This window comes from Rhodanobacter ginsenosidimutans, from assembly GCF_042655685.1.
GTDB lineage: Bacteria > Pseudomonadota > Gammaproteobacteria > Xanthomonadales > Rhodanobacteraceae > Rhodanobacter > Rhodanobacter ginsenosidimutans.
The window spans coordinates 1,507,110-1,522,413 of sequence record NZ_JBHSMM010000001.1 but is presented as its reverse complement, the minus strand read 5'-3'; the positions used below and the strand labels follow the sequence as shown (position 1 = coordinate 1,522,413).

Genomic DNA, 15,304 nt, shown 5'->3' with positions numbered 1-15,304 from the left:
GCGTATGGGGATCTGTCTTTTTCTTCGACCACCGTGGCCGGCTCGGCGGCAACGAGCCGGCTCGTTCGAGCACACCAGCGCGTTGTGGACCACACACCTGCATCCGCACGGGATGAACGACATTGCCATCGATCCGCCCGATCCGGACCATGTGATGATCGCTACCGGCTACGGCATTCGCTACTCGAAGGATGAGCCAGGTGGCCAATAATCAGTGGGATGGGACTCATGATCATGCTTGATCGGCGAAAATTTCTTGGGGCGTCGATTGGATCAATCGCCGCCGCGATTTCCTCCGGCACTTTTGCGCGCACTCCCGGCGCGATGCCCGCCCCCGCGCGCGCCGAGCTGGATGATCCGGGCAAACCCAAGTCGGTGCCTGGCCGTTTCCAGCCCACGGTCGAATCGCTGAGGACATACCAGACACCCGAGTGGTTTCGGGATGCCAAGTTCGGCATCTGGGCGCATTGGGGCCCGCAGGCGGTGCCGCGGCAAGGTGACTGGTACGCGCGCTTCATGTACGTCCCGGGGCATCCCCATTACGACTATCACGTCAAGACTTACGGTCATCCTTCGGAATTCGGGTACAAGGATCTCATCCCGCTGTGGACGGCCGACAAGTTCGATCCCGACGCGCTGATGGAAAAATATGCCGCCGCCGGAGCGAAGTACTTCGTCTCGATGGGCGTTCATCACGACAATTTCGATCTGTGGAATTCGCGCCATCACCGCTGGAACGCCACCGCGATGGGGCCGAAGCGCGACATCGTCGGCGCCTGGAAAACGGCGGCCAGGCGGCAAGGTCTGCGCTTTGGCGTTTCCGAGCACCTCGGCGCCAGCTATTGCTGGTGGTATCCCAACCACCTCTATGACCAGTTCTGGCCGAAGCTCGGCATCGGCTATGACGGTGCCGATCCGCGCTATCGCGACCTCTACCACGACAATCGCGATCAACCGTTTCGCAACACGCCGGACAGTTGGTACACCAGCAACCCCGACTACCATTTGAAGTGGTACAAGCGGATTCGCGATCTCGTCGACAACTACCAACCCGACCTGCTCTATTCCGACGGCGGCCTGCCATTCGGTGCGATCGGCCGCTCGCTGCTCGCCGATCTCTACAACAGCAGCATGGCTCGCAGCGGAAAGCTGGAAGCGGTTTACAACAGCAAGGATTCCGGGTCCGGCGAATTCCACAGGGAATGGGCGGTGCAGGACGTCGAGCGCGGCGTGCTGAAGGGCATCAACCCGCTGCCCTGGCAAACCGACACCTCGAATGGCGACTGGTTTTTCAACGAGAACTACAGCTACAAGACCGCCGATGATGTCGTCACCATGCTTGCCGACATCGTCAGCAAGAACGGCAACATGTTGCTCAACGTCGTGCTCCATGCCGACGGCAGCCTGCCGCCCGAGTCGGAGCAGTTGCTTGCCGACCTGACGGCGTGGATGGCCGTCAACGCGCAGGCCATCCACGGCACGCGGCCGTGGAAGATCGACGGCGAAGGCCCGACCGAGGCTGCCGCCGGCATGTTCAAGGAAAAAGTCGCCTACACCGCCAGGGACATCAGGTTCACGACCAAGGGCGATCGTCTTTTCGCGATTACGCTTGGCCAGCCGACGGGTAGCGTTGCCATCACCTCGCTGGCAACGGGCAATCCGCACGAAGGGCGGTCGGTAAAACGGATCCGGCTGCTCGGCCATCGCGGCGCGATGGCCTTCCGACAGACCGGGCAAGCGCTGGTCATCGACGCGCCAGCGACGCTGCCGACCCGCCACGCCAGCGTGTTCGAAATCACCTTCGCCTGACCGTGTATCCCTCCGCGCGACAGCAACGATCACTCGCCTCCGAAACGGATAACGACAGATGAATTTCAAAAAACATTCGGCCGCCAAAGTGGTGAAAATCGCAATCATGCTTGCACTGTGTGCCGGGTTCGCACCCGCACCGCAGGCACACGCGCAGAGTCCCGCCGGTCATCCGGACTGGCCGGGCAAAGGACAGTTGTTCGTCGGCACGTGTTACCAGCCGATCGACCGCAGCCCGGCGCAGATCAAGCACGATATCGCGATCATGAAAAACGCCGGCTTCACCATGGTCCGCATGGGCGATCTGTCGTGGGATTCGTTCGAGCCGAGCGAAGGCCAGTTCGAATTCGAGTGGTTCGACAAGATCCTCGCCCAGATGCACGCTGCCGGGATCAAAGTGATTGTCGACATCCCCGGCTTGCCTGCGCCGATCTGGCTGCATCAGAACTATCCCGGCGTCGATATCGTCAACCAGGACGGTGTCCGGCTTCATCCGGCAACCCGCTACTCGGACAACATCAGCGATCCGGACTACCGGCGTCTCACCCGCCAACTCGCCGTGAAAATGCTTGAGCGCTACGCGCACAATCCGGCCGTGGTGGCGGTTGGCTATGACAATGAGGTGGGCAGCTCGCCAATGTCTTATTCGGAGTCCGACCGCGGACGGTTTATTGTCTGGCTCAAGCAGCGCTACGGGACTATCGCCGCCCTCAACAAGGCGTGGGCGACGCAGCGCTGGTCGCGGCGGATCAACGACTGGAATCAGGTCTACCTGCCCTACGGAAATGGCCCGGGACCGAACGAACGCAATCTCGATCTGCATCGCTTCTGGTCTGACGTAACCATTGCCGATCTCACTGACCTCGATAACGTGCGCAAGAAATATGCACCCAACCTGCCCGCCGTATCTAACCTGTGGCCCAACGCGCCGGCCAAGGGTTTCAATTACCTGCGCTCATGGGACCAATACTCGACCTACGGCGCCGAAGGTTTCTATCCCAATCCCGACGATCCGATGAGTGCCGCGTTCGAGGTCATGATGGTCAAGGCCGGGCATCAAACACCGGTCTGGTTCAACGAATTCACCGCTGGCGGCGGCGGTGATTACGGCATGCCTGGGCGCTCGCGCATGTGGGCTTATTTCGGCCTTGTCTATTATTCGCAGACGTACCTGGCCTGGACATTCAATTCGCATATCGGCGGCGAGGAGCAGTCGTTGTTCGGTCTGCTCGATCATGATGGCCGGCCCTCATGGAAGGTCAGCGAATTCACCACCATTGCCGGTGAATTCAAGAAGCTCCAGACGATGGGTTTTCCGCGCTATCAACAGCCACAGGTCGCCATCGAAGATTCCTACGAGACCGAGTGGGTGACCAACCCGCCGCCTGGACCGAATACGATGAAGCAGTACGTTACCGACAACTACAGCGACCAGCTCAAGGCGGCGTTCAAACCCTTTTACAGGGACAACATCGACACCGCCGTGATCGATATCGCCCACGATCCGATCGACCACTACAAGCTCGTGCTGCTGCCAGCCACCTATGTGATGGATCAGCCAACGGCGGACGCGATCCGGCACTATGTCGCCAATGGCGGCACCGTGATCATGACCGGCTATTCGGCCAAGGTGGACGAGACCGGCAAGTGGTTCGAAACGCCACTGCCAGGGCGCTTGGCCGATGTTTTTGGACTGCGTACCAGTCAGTTCTATCGTTCGAAGCAACCGCTCAAGATCAGCTTCGGCGGCAAGCAGCTGACCGGTTTGGACGGCTATTACGAAGTGCTTGAACCAAGCACCGCCAAGGTGCTGGCCACCTTCGGAAACACCCCGCAGAAGGGCCCGGCCATCACTATCAACCATTTTGGCAAGGGCAAGGCGATCTATCTCGCGACGGCGTCTCAAGCAGCGTTCATCGCGCCGCTGGTCCGATCGCTATATGCCCAGCTTGATATTCAGCGCGGGCCTGATACGCCGAGCGGCGTCGTCGCCCGCGTCGTCGACGGGCGCACCCTGTACGTCAATACCAACGAGGAACCCGCGACCGTCTCCTTCACCGGCACCAAGCGTGATGTGCTGACAAGCAGTTCACACGACCGCACGTTGAACCTGCCGGGCCATGGCGTCGCCTTGATCCAGTAGGAAGGCGACAGCCTGGGAGGTTTCGCCTCTCTCACCTATTCGCGATGTTTCATCGCGAACACTCGACACGGTGAGAGAGGCGCTGTCGGTTCGGCCCAACCCATGCGTTGATGGATTCGCCCGAAGCCGCGGTTATTTGCCCTGGACACCGCCCTTGGTCAGCGTCATCGGATCGAGCAATTTCTTCAACTCGTCCTTCGACAAACCGGTGGTTTCCAGCGCCACGTCCATGATCGGGCGATGCTCCTTGTACGCCTGCTTGGCGGTGGCGGCCCCTTTCTCATAACCGATCACCGGATTCAGCGCGGTGACCAGGATCGGGTTCATCGCCAGCGCCTGGTTCACCCGCGCCTTGTTGACCTTGAAGCCGGCGATGGATTTGTCCGCCAGCAGCACGCTGACATTGGCCAGGATGCCGATCGACTGCAGCAGGTTGTGCGCGATCAGCGGCAGCATCACGTTGAGCTGGAAATTGCCGGACTGCCCGGCGATGGTGATCGACACATCGTTGCCGATCACCTGTGCGGCGACCATCGCCACCGCCTCGGGAATCACCGGGTTGACCTTGCCCGGCATGATCGAGGAACCGGGCTGCAGCGCCGGCAGCTCGATCTCGCCCAGGCCCGCCAGCGGGCCGGAATTCATCCAGCGCAGGTCGTTGGCGATCTTCATCAAGCCTACCGCCAACGTCTTCAACTGGCCGGACAATTCGACTGCGGCATCCTGCGCCGCCATGCCCTCGAAATAGTTCTCCGCCGACTCGAACTTCACCCCGGTCAGTTTCTTCAGCTGCTGTGCGATCGCCGGGCCGAACTTTGGATCGGCATTGATACCGGTGCCCACCGCCGTGCCACCCTGCGGCAACCGGCGCATGCGTTTCAACGCATCCTCGATGCGCTCGATCGCACTGGCGATCTGCGCCGACCAGCCCGACAACTCCTGGCCGAAGGTGATCGGCATCGCGTCCATCAGGTGGGTACGGCCGGTCTTGGGCGTGTTCTTCAATTCGCGGGCGCGCTTGTCGATCACCTTCCTCAGATGCTTCAGCGCGGGCAGCAACTGCTCGCTGGTGGTGAGCGCGGCGCTGACGTGGATCGTGGTGGGGATCACGTCGTTCGAGCTCTGCCCGTAATTGACGTGGTCGTTCGGATGCACCTTGGCACCGGCCGCCACCGCCAGATGCGCGATCACCTCGTTCGCATTCATGTTGGTGCTGGTGCCGGAGCCGGTCTGGAAGATGTCGATCGGGAACTGTGCGTCGTACTGCCCGTCCGCCACCGCCAGCGCCGCCTTGCGGATCGCCGCGGCCTGCCCCTTTTTCAGATGACCCAGCGACAGGTTCACGTCGGCCGCGGCGGCCTTGATCAGGCCCAGCGCGCGGATGAATGGGCGCGGCAGGTGCAGGCCGGAGATCGGGAAGTTGTCGATCGCGCGCTGGGTCTGCGCGCCGTACAGCGCGTCGGCGGGCACCTGCAGTTCGCCCATGCTGTCGTGCTCGATGCGGAAGTTGCTCATTGGGGAGATCCTTTTATTTCTCGGTCGCAACCATTCATGCCAAACGGGGCGCTGAAAGCGCCGCGCCCGGGGGAAACGGGACAAAACACTATAGGCCGCCAAACACCAAGCCGCCGTCAATGTAAAATGGCGGTTTTCCTCCCGCCGGAACCCGCCGATGTCCACTCACACCCTGACCGCCCTGTCCCCGCTGGACGGCCGCTACGCCGGCAAGGTCGAAGCATTGCGCCCGATCTTCAGTGAGTTCGGCCTGATGCACCGGCGCGTACACGTGGAGATCGAATGGCTGCTGGCGCTGGCCGCCGAACCGAAGATCGTCGAACTGCCGCCGTTCAACGCTGCCCAGATCGCCATTCTGAAAGCCATCGCGGACGATTTCAGCGTGGCCGACGGCGAGCGCATCAAGGCGATCGAAGCCACCACGAACCATGACGTGAAGGCGGTCGAGTATTTCATCAAGGAAAAGATCGGCGCCGACGCCAGCCTGGCCCAGGCCAAGGAGTTCGTGCATTTCGCCTGCACCAGTGAAGACATCAATAACCTCTCCTACGCGCTGATGCTGCGCGACGCGCGCGCCCAGGTCTTGCTGCCGCAACTGGACGCCGTCACCGCGCAGTTGCGCGAACTGGCCCACGCCAACGCCGCGCTGCCGCTGCTCTCGCGCACCCACGGCCAGACCGCCTCGCCCAGCACGCTGGGCAAGGAAATCGCCAACGTGGTGGCGCGCATCGAACGTCAGCGCCGACAATTGGCTGCGGTGGATGTCTCGGGCAAGATCAACGGCGCCGTGGGCAACTACAACGCCCACGCCATCACCTACCCCGACCTCGATTGGCAGTGCTTCTCGCAGACTTTCGTGGAAAGCCTGGAGCTGGACTACAACGCCTACACCACCCAGATCGAGCCACACGACAACGTCGCCGAATACTGCGATGCCGTGCGCCGCGCCAACACCATCCTGATCGACCTGGCCCGCGACATCTGGGGTTACATCTCGCTGGGTTATTTCAAGCAGACGCTGAAGGCCGGCGAAGTCGGCTCGTCGACCATGCCGCACAAGGTCAATCCGATCGACTTCGAAAACGCCGAAGGCAACTTCGGCCTCGCCAACGCGCTGCTGGGCCATTTCGCGGAGAAGCTGCCGATCAGCCGCTGGCAGCGCGACCTCACCGACTCCACCGTGCTGCGCGCACTGGGCACCGCCTTCGGCCATACGCTGGTGGCACTGGAATCGTTGAAGAAAGGCCTGGGCAAGCTCAACGTCAACGCCGACCGCATCGCCGCCGACCTCGACGCCAGTTGGGAAGTGCTGGCCGAAGCGGTGCAGACCGTGATGCGCCGCTACGGCCTGCCGCAACCGTACGAACAGCTGAAGGCGCTAACCCGCGGGCATGGCATCACCAAGGAGTCTATGCGCGAGTTCATCGGCGGGCTTGATCTGCCGGCCGATGCGAAGCAGCGCCTGCTGGAGCTGACGCCGGGCAGCTATATCGGCTTGGCTGAAGGGCTGGCGAAAGACATCTGACCAGTTCGAAACTCGCCGCGACGACAAACCTGTAGGAGCGACTTCAGTCGCGATGCTCTTGCCTTTGGGCTCCAGAGCAGAACCATCGCGACTGAAGTCGCTCCCACAACTGAGCACGCTTGGCAATTTTTCGAATCAATCCGGGAAAAAAGCCGTGGACATTCGACTCGACAACCTCGAAGGCCCGCAGATCCTGGAACTGCTGCGCGAGCATCTGGAATCGATGGCGCCGACGGCCCCGCCGGAAAGCCGCCACGCTCTCGACCTGGCTGGCCTTCGGAGCGACGACGTCACGTTCTGGAGCATCTGGGATGGTGCGGCACTGGCCGGATTTGGTGCCCTCAAGCACCTGACGGCAGCGCACGCCGAAATCAAATCCATGCGTACTGCCGGCTCCCATCTGCGTCGTGGCGTCGCGTCCATGATGTTGCGCCATCTGATTCGGGAGGCTGCTGTCAGTGGTTATTCGCGCCTCAGCCTGGAGACGGGTTCCATGGAATTCTTCGAGCCGGCACGTCGCCTTTATGCGTCCTTCGGATTCGCTCCCTGCGCACCCTTCGCGGACTACCGGCCGGACCCCAACAGCGTGTTCATGACGAGGTCGATCGATACCACCGACGCCTGACCATTCCATGGGACCGGACCCGCCTTGCGGGCCCGGTCAACTCGGACATTGCCGTACGCGCCGCTTTATGCGGCTTTGCTGAGCAACCCTTCAGCCTCAAGCGCCGCCTGCACCGCGGGCCGCGAGGCTACGCGCTGCTGGAACGCGGCCAGCGCGGTGAAGCGGGAGAGATCCAGGCCCACGTGGCCGGCCCAGTTGGTGACGGTGAACAAGTACACATCGGCCACGGTGAATTGCTCGCCCAGCAGCCACGGCTGTTTCGCCAGCGCATTCTCGATGAGCTGGTAGCGCCGCAACAGGTAGCTTTCGCGCTCGGCGCGCGCGGCTTCCGGCGTGTCCGGATTGAACAGCGGGCTGTAATTCTTGTGCAGTTCGGAGTTGATGTAACCCAGCATTTCCTGCAAGCGGTAGCGCGGCAACGTACCGTTGGCGGGAGCCAGGCCGCTCTCGGGCTTCAGATCGGCCAGGTACTGCACGATGGCGGTGCCTTCGGTCAGTATTTCGCCGTTGTCCAGCACCAGGGTCGGCACGTAGCCTTTCGGGTTGATCTGCCCGAAATCCGCGCCGCTCTCGGTGAGTTTGGTCTTGATGTCGGTCTTTTCCAGTTGCAGCGGGATGCCCGCCTCCAGCGCCACGATATGCGGGGACAGGGAACAGGCACCGGGGAAGTAATAGAGTTTCATCGTTGATCCATGAGGGGGTGGAACACGCGCTGCACACGCGGGATCGCCGCGCGAATCGCGGCGACGCAGTGCATGCTAGCCACCGTGGTTACTTATGGATACCAACCGGCGCCGAATCAGGCGAAAATGCGGTATCCCACCAGTAACCGGTTCCCCTGAAGCCATGGGCCTGCCCGTACGCAAAAACAACGCATCGATACCGCCGACCTGCCCGCTGAGCGAGAGCATGGCGCTGCTGCGCGGCGCCTGGGCGCCGAACGTGATCTGGTATCTGAGCGCCGGGCCGCGCCGTTTCGGGGAATTGCGACACGACATTCCACGCATCTCCGCGCGGGTATTGAGCGCGCGGTTGCGGGAGCTGGAATCACGGAGTCTGGTGACACGTCGTGCGCTGGACAGCTCGCCACCATCGGCCGAGTACGCACTGACCGAGTTGGGCCGTGAACTGCTGCCGGCGATCCAGGCGCTGGCCAACGTGGGTGAGAAGGTAATGGCGCGACGGGCCAGCTGACGCCGACTGCAACTGCCTAGAACCACCGCTGCCGCACGACCGACAGCAAGGCGGGCGGGCCGTGGGCGACCCGCCGCCACAACGATCAAACCTCGTCGGAACCCTCGTTGACGCCCTCGAACAGGAACGTCGACAGGTAGCGCTCGCCGGTGTCCGGCAGCATCGCCAGCAGCACGGAGCCTTCGGGCGCGGTCTGCGCCACCTGCAGCGCGGCCGCCAGCGTGGCGCCGGAGGAAAGGCCGGTGAAGATGCCTTCCTTCTGCGCCAGCACGCGCGCGGTGTCGCGGGCCACCACGTCGTCCACGGTTACCAGTTGGTCGACCACCTGGCCGTTGAGCACGGCAGGCAGGAAGTCCGGCGTCCAGCCCTGGATCTTGTGCGAGGCCCATTCCTTGCCGCCCAGCAGCGAGGCGGCGGCGGGCTCGGCACCGACGACCTTGACCTCCGGGCGCGCCACCCTGAGCACTTCGCCCACGCCGGTAAGCGTGCCGCCGGTGCCCCAGCCGCTGACAAAATAGTCGAGGCGGCGACCAGCGAAGTCGCTGATGATTTCAGCGGCCGTGGTCTGGCGGTGGTAGGCCGGATTGGCCGGGTTGTCGAACTGGTTGGCGAGGAACCAGCCGTGCTTGTCGGCCAGCTCCTGCGCCTTCGCCGAGGCACCGCTGCCACGCAGCGCCGCCGGGGTGAGCAGAACCTTGCCACCATAGGCGCGGATCAGCTTGCGCCGTTCGATCGAGAAGGAGTCCGGCAACACCGCCACGAAGGGATAGCCACGGGCCGCACACACGGCCGCCAGCGCCACACCGGTGTTGCCCGAGGTGGACTCCACCACGGTCTGGCCAGGCTTCAGCACGCCGCGCTGCTCGGCGTCGAGGATGATGGCCAACGCCAGGCGGTCTTTCACCGAACCGGCCGGGTTGAACGCTTCGACCTTCACGTAGATATCCACGTGGGCCGGTGCCAGCCGCTGCAGCTTCACGATGGGCGTGCGGCCGATGGTGTCGAGGATGCTGTTGTAGATCATGGAAACGCTCCGTGGGTAAAGAAAAGCGCGCTGCCGGAATCTCGGCAACGCGCAGCATGAAAGAACCGCGGTGACGCAGGGGTTACGCGCGATGGATGGCGCGCAAGGTCTCCACCGTGGCGTGCCGGGCGGGGCGCGGCACGGGCTGGGGCGGTGCCGCGGGCTCGATGGCGACGGGCGACCCCAGCGGCTCGGCGCCGAACCAGGCCAGCCGATGGCTGAGCGACGCTACCTCGCCCAGGATCAGCAGCGCCGGCGAGCGCACATCGTGGCGACGCGCCTGTACCGGCAGGTCGGCCAGCGTGCCGGTCACCACGCGCTGGTCCGCACGCGAACCGTTTTCGACCAGCGCAAACGGCGTTTCCGCTGCCCGGCCATGCGCAAGCAACTGCGCCTGCACCGTTTCCAGCCCGGCCACGCCCATGTAGACCGCCAGCGTCTGCCGCTCCTGCGCCAGCGCGGCCCAGTCGAGCGTGTCCATCGATGAGCGGCAATGCGCGGTGACCAGGCGCACCGACTGGGCGTGGTCGCGATGGGTCAGCGGCACGCCGGCGTAGGCGGCGCAGGCCAGCGCCGCGGTGATGCCGGGGACCACTTCATAGGCAATGCCGTGGTCGCGCAGGTATTCCAGTTCCTCGCCGCCACGGCCAAAGACAAACGGGTCACCGCCTTTCAGGCGTACCACCCGTTTGCCGGCACGCGCGTGTTCCAGCATCAACGCATGAATCTGATCCTGGGTGGCATGGTGGTTGCCGGCCTGCTTGCCCACCTCGATCCGGTCGGCGTCGCGCCTGGCCAGTTCCAGTATGTCCGGGCTGACCAGTCGGTCGTGCAGGATCACATCCGCCTCGTTCAGCGCGCGCAGCGCACGCAGAGTCAGCAGGCCCGGATCGCCCGGCCCCGCGCCCACCAGCACCACCGACCCCACAGCCTCCGCGCGGGGCGCGGCGAGTGCCTGTTCGGCCGCGGCGGTGGCTGCTTCGGGCTGGTTGCGGCGAAGCAGGTCAGCGACCGGACCGGTCAGCAGTTTTTGATAGAACTGGCGACGCAGGGCGAGGTCCGGATAGCGCCGGCGGATACGCTTGCGCAAGCGTGCGGCCAGCGCGGCGAGCGGCCCGACCGAGTGGTCGATCAACGTTTCCAGCCGCTCGCGCAGCAGCCGGCCCAGCATCGGCGCCTCGCCACTGCTGGAAATGGCCACGATCACCGGCGAGCGGTCGATCACCGCCGGCACGTGGAAACTGGACAACTGCGCGTCATCCACCACATTGACGAAAATGCGCTGCAAGGTGGCCAGTTCGGCCACCTGGGCGTTCAGCGCCTGATCCGAGGTGGCGGCCACCACCAGCCAGGCGTGGTCGATCCAGCTGGCCTCGAACACGCCCGCGCGATGCGCGATGCGGCCCTTCCTGACCAGGCTTTCCAGTTGCGGCGTCAGCAATGGCGCGCCGACCGTCACCTGCGCCTTGGCGGCCAGCAGCGCCGCCACCTTGCGCTCGGCCACGGCACCACCGCCCACAACCAGCACGGCGCGGCGGGAAAGATCGGCAAACAACGGATACAACTTCATGGGGACATACGGCATCGACGCCACGGCAGCGCGGCACCGTAACGCTATAGGCGCGGCCATTGTTGGGGAAATGACTTGTGATGCCGTTGATATACCTCAAGGTTATGAGCACCACCCTGATGTAGTATGACAACATTGTTTGGGCGTTTAGACGTCTGAATTTGCCAAGGCCGCCTGAAGTCGCCTGTCGTCCAGCCAGGTATCCGGCAAGGCCGGGACGTTATGCCACAGGCGTGTCGAAGCCACCGCAGCGCCTCCGTCTGCCCGTACACTCCTCATCGGTACACTGCGAACCCACGCCATGACCCTGACCCAACTGCGCTACCTCATCGCCATCGCCGATTGCGGACTCAATATCACCGCCGCCGCCGAACGCGTGCACGCCACGCAACCGGGCGTCAGCAAGCAGTTGAAGCAACTGGAGGACGAACTCGGCCTGCAGCTGTTCACGCGCAAGGGCAAGAGCCTCGATGGCGTGACCGATGCGGGCGCCCGCGTGCTCGAGCGCGCCCGCGTGATCCTGGCCGAAGCGGTCAACATCCGTTCCATCGCCGCCAACCTGCGCAACGAGGAACACGGCGAACTTCGCATCGCCACCACGCACACCCAGGCCCGCTTTGCCCTGCCGCCGTCGATCGCGGCACTGAGCCGGCGCTATCCGCAGGTCAGCGTGCACCTGCAGCCCAGCGGCGACGCGGAAGTACTGGCGTTGCTGGAAGGTGGCCGCGTCGACCTGGCCGTGGTCAGTACCTCGGGGGCGGCGCCAGCCAGTGGCATCGCCCTGCCCGCGTACCGCTGGAATCGCGTGGTGCTGATGCCGCATACGCACCCGCTGGCCTCGCTCAAGCGCGCGCCGACCCTGGCCGAACTGGCCGATTTGCCGCTGGTCAGTTACGACTCCTCGGTAAAGCCCGAATCCTCACTGCGCCGTGCGTTCGCCGCCGCGGGGCTGGTGCCACAGATCGCCATGACCGCCGCCGATGCGGACCTGATCAAGACCTACGTGCGCGCCGGCATGGGCATTGGCGTACTGGCGGAAATGGCCATGTTGCCCAGCGATGGCGACGACTTGCGCACGATCACCGCCGATGCGCTGTTCCCGACCTGCACCACCTGGATCCTGCTGCGCCGTGACAGCGTGCTGCGTGACTACACCCTGGACTGGATCGTGCAGTTCGCGCCGCACCTGAACCGCGCCGACGTGCGCAGCACGGTAACCAACGGCACGCCGCATCCGGCGACCGTGGTTCCGCATTGGCGCCAGAACGTGGCGCGGGCCCGGAAAGCCAGCGTGGAGTGAGAGGCTTTGACTTTTCGCTTCCCCCGCATCGCGGGGGAAGCTGCCCGGAGGGCTGAAGGGGGCGCTTTTTGCTCGGCGCGAGCCAGGCAAGAGCGCCCTCTTCCGCCTTCGGCACCTTCTCCCGCAAGCGGGAGAAGGAAAGGCCTCGTTACACCAGTTCGTGCAGGCCGCATTCGCGCTTCAGGCCGAAGAAGCGGGTGTCTTCGGCGTCCATGCCCGGCTCCCAGCGGCGGGTGGTGTGGGTGTCGCCGATGGAGACGTAGCCCTGCTCCCACAGCGGGTGGTACGGCAGGCCGTGGCGTTGCAGGTACATGCCCACGTCGCGGTCGGTCCAGTCGGCGATGGGATGGAACTTCCAGTGGCCGCGCTGCCATTCGACGAACGGGATTTCGTGGCGGCTCTTGGACTGGCTGCGACGCAGGCCGGCGAACCAGCCGTTGATCTCCAGCTCGGCCAGTGCGCGCTGCATGGGCTCGACCTTGCGGATGCGGTTGTACTGCTCCAGGCCTTCCAGCCCCTGCTCCCACAGTCGACCGTAGCGGGCCTCGGCCCAGGCGCGGCCGATCGCGGGGCGGTAGACCTTCAGGTTCAGCGACAGCTGTTCCGTCAGCGTATCGACGAATTGATAGGTCTCGGGAAACAGGTAGCCGGTGTCGATCAGGATCACCGGAATATCCGGCTTCTGCTGGCTGACCAGATGCAGCGAGACGGCGGCCTGTGCACCGAAGCTCGACGACAGCGCATGGTTGCCGGCAGTGTTCTTCAGCGCCCATTCCACCCGCTGCTCGGCAGTCAGGCTCGCCATCCAGGCGTTGATATCCGCCAGCGCGCGCGGGCTGTGGTCATTGAAAGGGAGCTGGATCGCGTTCATGCGTTCACCTTCAGCGGAATCTTCCGCGGTTCGCTCAACACACCCACGCGCAACAGGAAATCACCGAAGTATTCGCCCGCGTTGCGCTCGGCGGCGTAACGGCCGAACAAGCCATCCAGCACTTCCAGGATGACCGCCTCGTCGACGTTCTCGCGATACGCCTGGTTGAGCCGTTGCCCCTGGAAATCCGCACCCAGGCGCAGGTCGTAGCGACCCGGTGCGCGACCGACCAGGGCAATTTCCGCCAGGTAGGGACGCGAGCAGCCGTTGGGGCAGCCGGACAGGCGCAGCAGGATCGGCGCGTCGATCAGTCCGTGGCGGTCCAGCAGGGTTTCCAGCTTCAGCAGCAAGCTGGGGAGGTAGCGCTCGCTTTCCGCCATCGCCAGGCCGCAGGTGGGCAAGGCCACGCAGGCGATCGAATGCTGGCGGATGCCGCTGTACCGCTTGTAGCCATCCATGTGATGGCGGGCGACCAGCTCGTCGATGGTGTCGCGATCCTCGGCGGCCACGTTGGCGATGATGAGGTTCTGGTTGCAGGTCAGCCGGATGTCGCCGGTGTGGATGTGCGCCAGCTCGCGCATGCCGCTGAGCCAGGTGTGCGCCTCGGTGTCGAGCAGACGACCCGATTCCACCTGCAAGGTGAGGTGCCAGCGGCCGGCGTGGCCCTTGACCCAGCCGTAGCGGTCGCCGTTGTGATCGAAATGGAACGCGCGCGCGGGCTCCAGCGCGAAACCGAGCCGCTTTTCGATCTCGGCCTTGGTTGCATCCAGGCCATAGGTGTCCACCGTGTATTTCAGGCGCGCGTGCTTGCGCTCCTCACGGTCGCCCCAGTCGCGCTGCACGCCGATCACGGTTTCGGCCAGCACCACCAGGTTTTCCGGCCGCACGAAGCCGATGATGTCGGCCAGCCGCGGATAGGTGGCCGGATCGCCGTGGGTGGCGCCCATGCCGCCGCCGATGCCGACGTTGAAACCCACCAGTTCGCCGTTCTCGATGATCGCGATCAGTGCCAGATCCTGCGAGTAGACATCAATGTCGTTGAGCGGCGGGATGGCCACGCCGATCTTGAACTTGCGCGGCAGATAGGTGGGGCCGTACAGCGGCTCCTGCTCGTTGGCGGCTTCCTCGCCCACCAGCTTTTCGCCGTCCAGCCAGAACTCGTGGTACGCGCGGGTTTTCGGCTTCAGATGCTCGGACAAGCGCGCCGCCCAGGCATACGCCTTCTCGTGCGCTTCCGACTCGATCGGGTTGGTGTTGCAGATCACGTTGCGGTTGACGTCACCGCAGGCGGCGATGGTGCTGGCTGCCGCGGCGTTGATGGCCGCGATGCTGGCCTTCAGGTTCTTCTTGAGGATGCCGTGCCACTGGAAGGTCTGCCGGGTCGTGATGCGCAGGCCGCTGCTGGCGTAGTTGCTGGCCAGTTCATCGAACGCCAGCCACTGCGCGGGCGTCATCACGCCGCCTGGCAAGCGCGCGCGCAGCATGAACGCATAGGCCGGCTCCAGCTTCTGGCGGCGGCGCTCGTCGCGGATGTCGCGATCGTCCTGCATGTAGCTGCCGTGGAATTTCAGCAGCTTAGTGTCCGACTCGGCGATGGCGCCGGTGACGGTGTCAGCCAGCCCTTCGGCGATGGTGCCGCGCAGAAGACGGCTTTCGGATTTGATGTGTTCGAGATGGGAAGGCATGGGAATGTTGTTCTGAAGAGTGCGGCCATGGATGGCCGCTTTT

General features: G+C 64.1%; 12 protein-coding genes. 6 read left to right on the top strand and 6 right to left on the bottom strand.

Going from position 1 to position 15,304, the window contains the following annotated elements:
* Positions 1-324: 324 nt before the first annotated feature.
* Positions 325-1,809, top strand: a complete 1,485-nt coding sequence (locus ACFPK0_RS06585; protein WP_377339238.1) for an alpha-L-fucosidase — start codon at positions 325-327, stop codon at positions 1,807-1,809.
* A gap of 58 nt (positions 1,810-1,867) precedes the next feature.
* A complete protein-coding gene (locus tag ACFPK0_RS06580; protein WP_377339236.1) occupies positions 1,868-3,952 on the top strand; it encodes a beta-galactosidase in 2,085 nt (694 codons plus the stop codon).
* Positions 3,953-4,084: 132 nt separating this feature from the next.
* Here ACFPK0_RS06580 and ACFPK0_RS06575 read toward each other — a convergent pair whose 3' ends face one another.
* Positions 4,085-5,467, bottom strand: coding sequence for a class II fumarate hydratase (locus ACFPK0_RS06575; protein WP_377339233.1), 1,383 nt, complete (start codon positions 5,465-5,467; stop codon positions 4,085-4,087).
* 157 nt (positions 5,468-5,624) lie between these two features.
* Between ACFPK0_RS06575 and purB the strand changes: the two genes are divergently transcribed.
* Positions 5,625-6,992 (top strand): adenylosuccinate lyase, encoded by a 1,368-nt coding sequence (purB, locus tag ACFPK0_RS06570; RefSeq protein WP_377339231.1) that lies wholly within the window; start codon positions 5,625-5,627, stop codon positions 6,990-6,992.
* Positions 6,993-7,146: 154 nt separating this feature from the next.
* A complete protein-coding gene (locus tag ACFPK0_RS06565) occupies positions 7,147-7,617 on the top strand; it encodes a GNAT family N-acetyltransferase (RefSeq protein ID WP_377339229.1) in 471 nt (156 codons plus the stop codon).
* A gap of 65 nt (positions 7,618-7,682) precedes the next feature.
* On the opposite strand, the gene gstA is transcribed toward ACFPK0_RS06565, so the two are convergent.
* Positions 7,683-8,300, bottom strand: coding sequence for a glutathione transferase GstA (gene gstA, locus ACFPK0_RS06560; RefSeq protein WP_056080115.1), 618 nt, complete (start codon positions 8,298-8,300; stop codon positions 7,683-7,685).
* Between the two features lie 163 nt (positions 8,301-8,463).
* Between gstA and ACFPK0_RS06555 the strand changes: the two genes are divergently transcribed.
* A complete protein-coding gene (locus tag ACFPK0_RS06555; protein WP_056080118.1) occupies positions 8,464-8,811 on the top strand; it encodes a winged helix-turn-helix transcriptional regulator in 348 nt (115 codons plus the stop codon).
* Between the two features lie 85 nt (positions 8,812-8,896).
* Here ACFPK0_RS06555 and cysK read toward each other — a convergent pair whose 3' ends face one another.
* Together cysK and cysG are read right to left on the bottom strand one after the other, a co-directional pair.
* On the bottom strand, positions 8,897-9,835 hold the full coding sequence (gene cysK / locus ACFPK0_RS06550) for a cysteine synthase A (RefSeq protein ID WP_056080121.1): 939 nt from the start codon (positions 9,833-9,835) through the stop codon (positions 8,897-8,899).
* An 82-nt stretch (positions 9,836-9,917) separates the two neighbouring features.
* On the bottom strand, positions 9,918-11,405 hold the full coding sequence (gene cysG / locus ACFPK0_RS06545) for a siroheme synthase CysG (protein WP_377339225.1): 1,488 nt from the start codon (positions 11,403-11,405) through the stop codon (positions 9,918-9,920).
* A gap of 301 nt (positions 11,406-11,706) precedes the next feature.
* Here cysG and ACFPK0_RS06540 point away from each other — a divergent pair, with 301 nt between their 5' ends.
* Positions 11,707-12,705, top strand: a complete 999-nt coding sequence (locus tag ACFPK0_RS06540) for a LysR substrate-binding domain-containing protein (protein ID WP_007081838.1) — start codon at positions 11,707-11,709, stop codon at positions 12,703-12,705.
* Between the two features lie 148 nt (positions 12,706-12,853).
* Here ACFPK0_RS06540 and ACFPK0_RS06535 read toward each other — a convergent pair whose 3' ends face one another.
* Entirely contained in the window at positions 12,854-13,576 is a 723-nt protein-coding gene (locus ACFPK0_RS06535; protein ID WP_056080131.1) for a phosphoadenylyl-sulfate reductase, read from the bottom strand.
* Entirely contained in the window at positions 13,573-15,261 is a 1,689-nt protein-coding gene (cysI, locus tag ACFPK0_RS06530; protein WP_056080132.1) for an assimilatory sulfite reductase (NADPH) hemoprotein subunit, read from the bottom strand. Before cysI ends, ACFPK0_RS06535 begins: the two co-directional genes overlap by 4 nt.
* Positions 15,262-15,304: the final 43 nt, after the last annotated feature.

Coding starts and splice junctions, on each gene's coding strand:
- cysK (WP_056080121.1), bottom strand. CDS start 9,835: ATGATCTACAACAGCATCCTCGACACCATCGGCCGCACGCCCATCGTG.
- purB (WP_377339231.1), top strand. CDS start 5,625: ATGTCCACTCACACCCTGACCGCCCTGTCCCCGCTGGACGGCCGCTAC.
- ACFPK0_RS06535 (WP_056080131.1), bottom strand. CDS start 13,576: ATGAACGCGATCCAGCTCCCTTTCAATGACCACAGCCCGCGCGCGCTG.
- gstA (WP_056080115.1), bottom strand. CDS start 8,300: ATGAAACTCTATTACTTCCCCGGTGCCTGTTCCCTGTCCCCGCATATC.
- cysI (WP_056080132.1), bottom strand. CDS start 15,261: ATGCCTTCCCATCTCGAACACATCAAATCCGAAAGCCGTCTTCTGCGC.
- ACFPK0_RS06555 (WP_056080118.1), top strand. CDS start 8,464: ATGGGCCTGCCCGTACGCAAAAACAACGCATCGATACCGCCGACCTGC.
- ACFPK0_RS06540 (WP_007081838.1), top strand. CDS start 11,707: ATGACCCTGACCCAACTGCGCTACCTCATCGCCATCGCCGATTGCGGA.
- cysG (WP_377339225.1), bottom strand. CDS start 11,405: ATGAAGTTGTATCCGTTGTTTGCCGATCTTTCCCGCCGCGCCGTGCTG.
- ACFPK0_RS06585 (WP_377339238.1), top strand. CDS start 325: ATGCCCGCCCCCGCGCGCGCCGAGCTGGATGATCCGGGCAAACCCAAG.
- ACFPK0_RS06575 (WP_377339233.1), bottom strand. CDS start 5,467: ATGAGCAACTTCCGCATCGAGCACGACAGCATGGGCGAACTGCAGGTG.
- ACFPK0_RS06580 (WP_377339236.1), top strand. CDS start 1,868: ATGAATTTCAAAAAACATTCGGCCGCCAAAGTGGTGAAAATCGCAATC.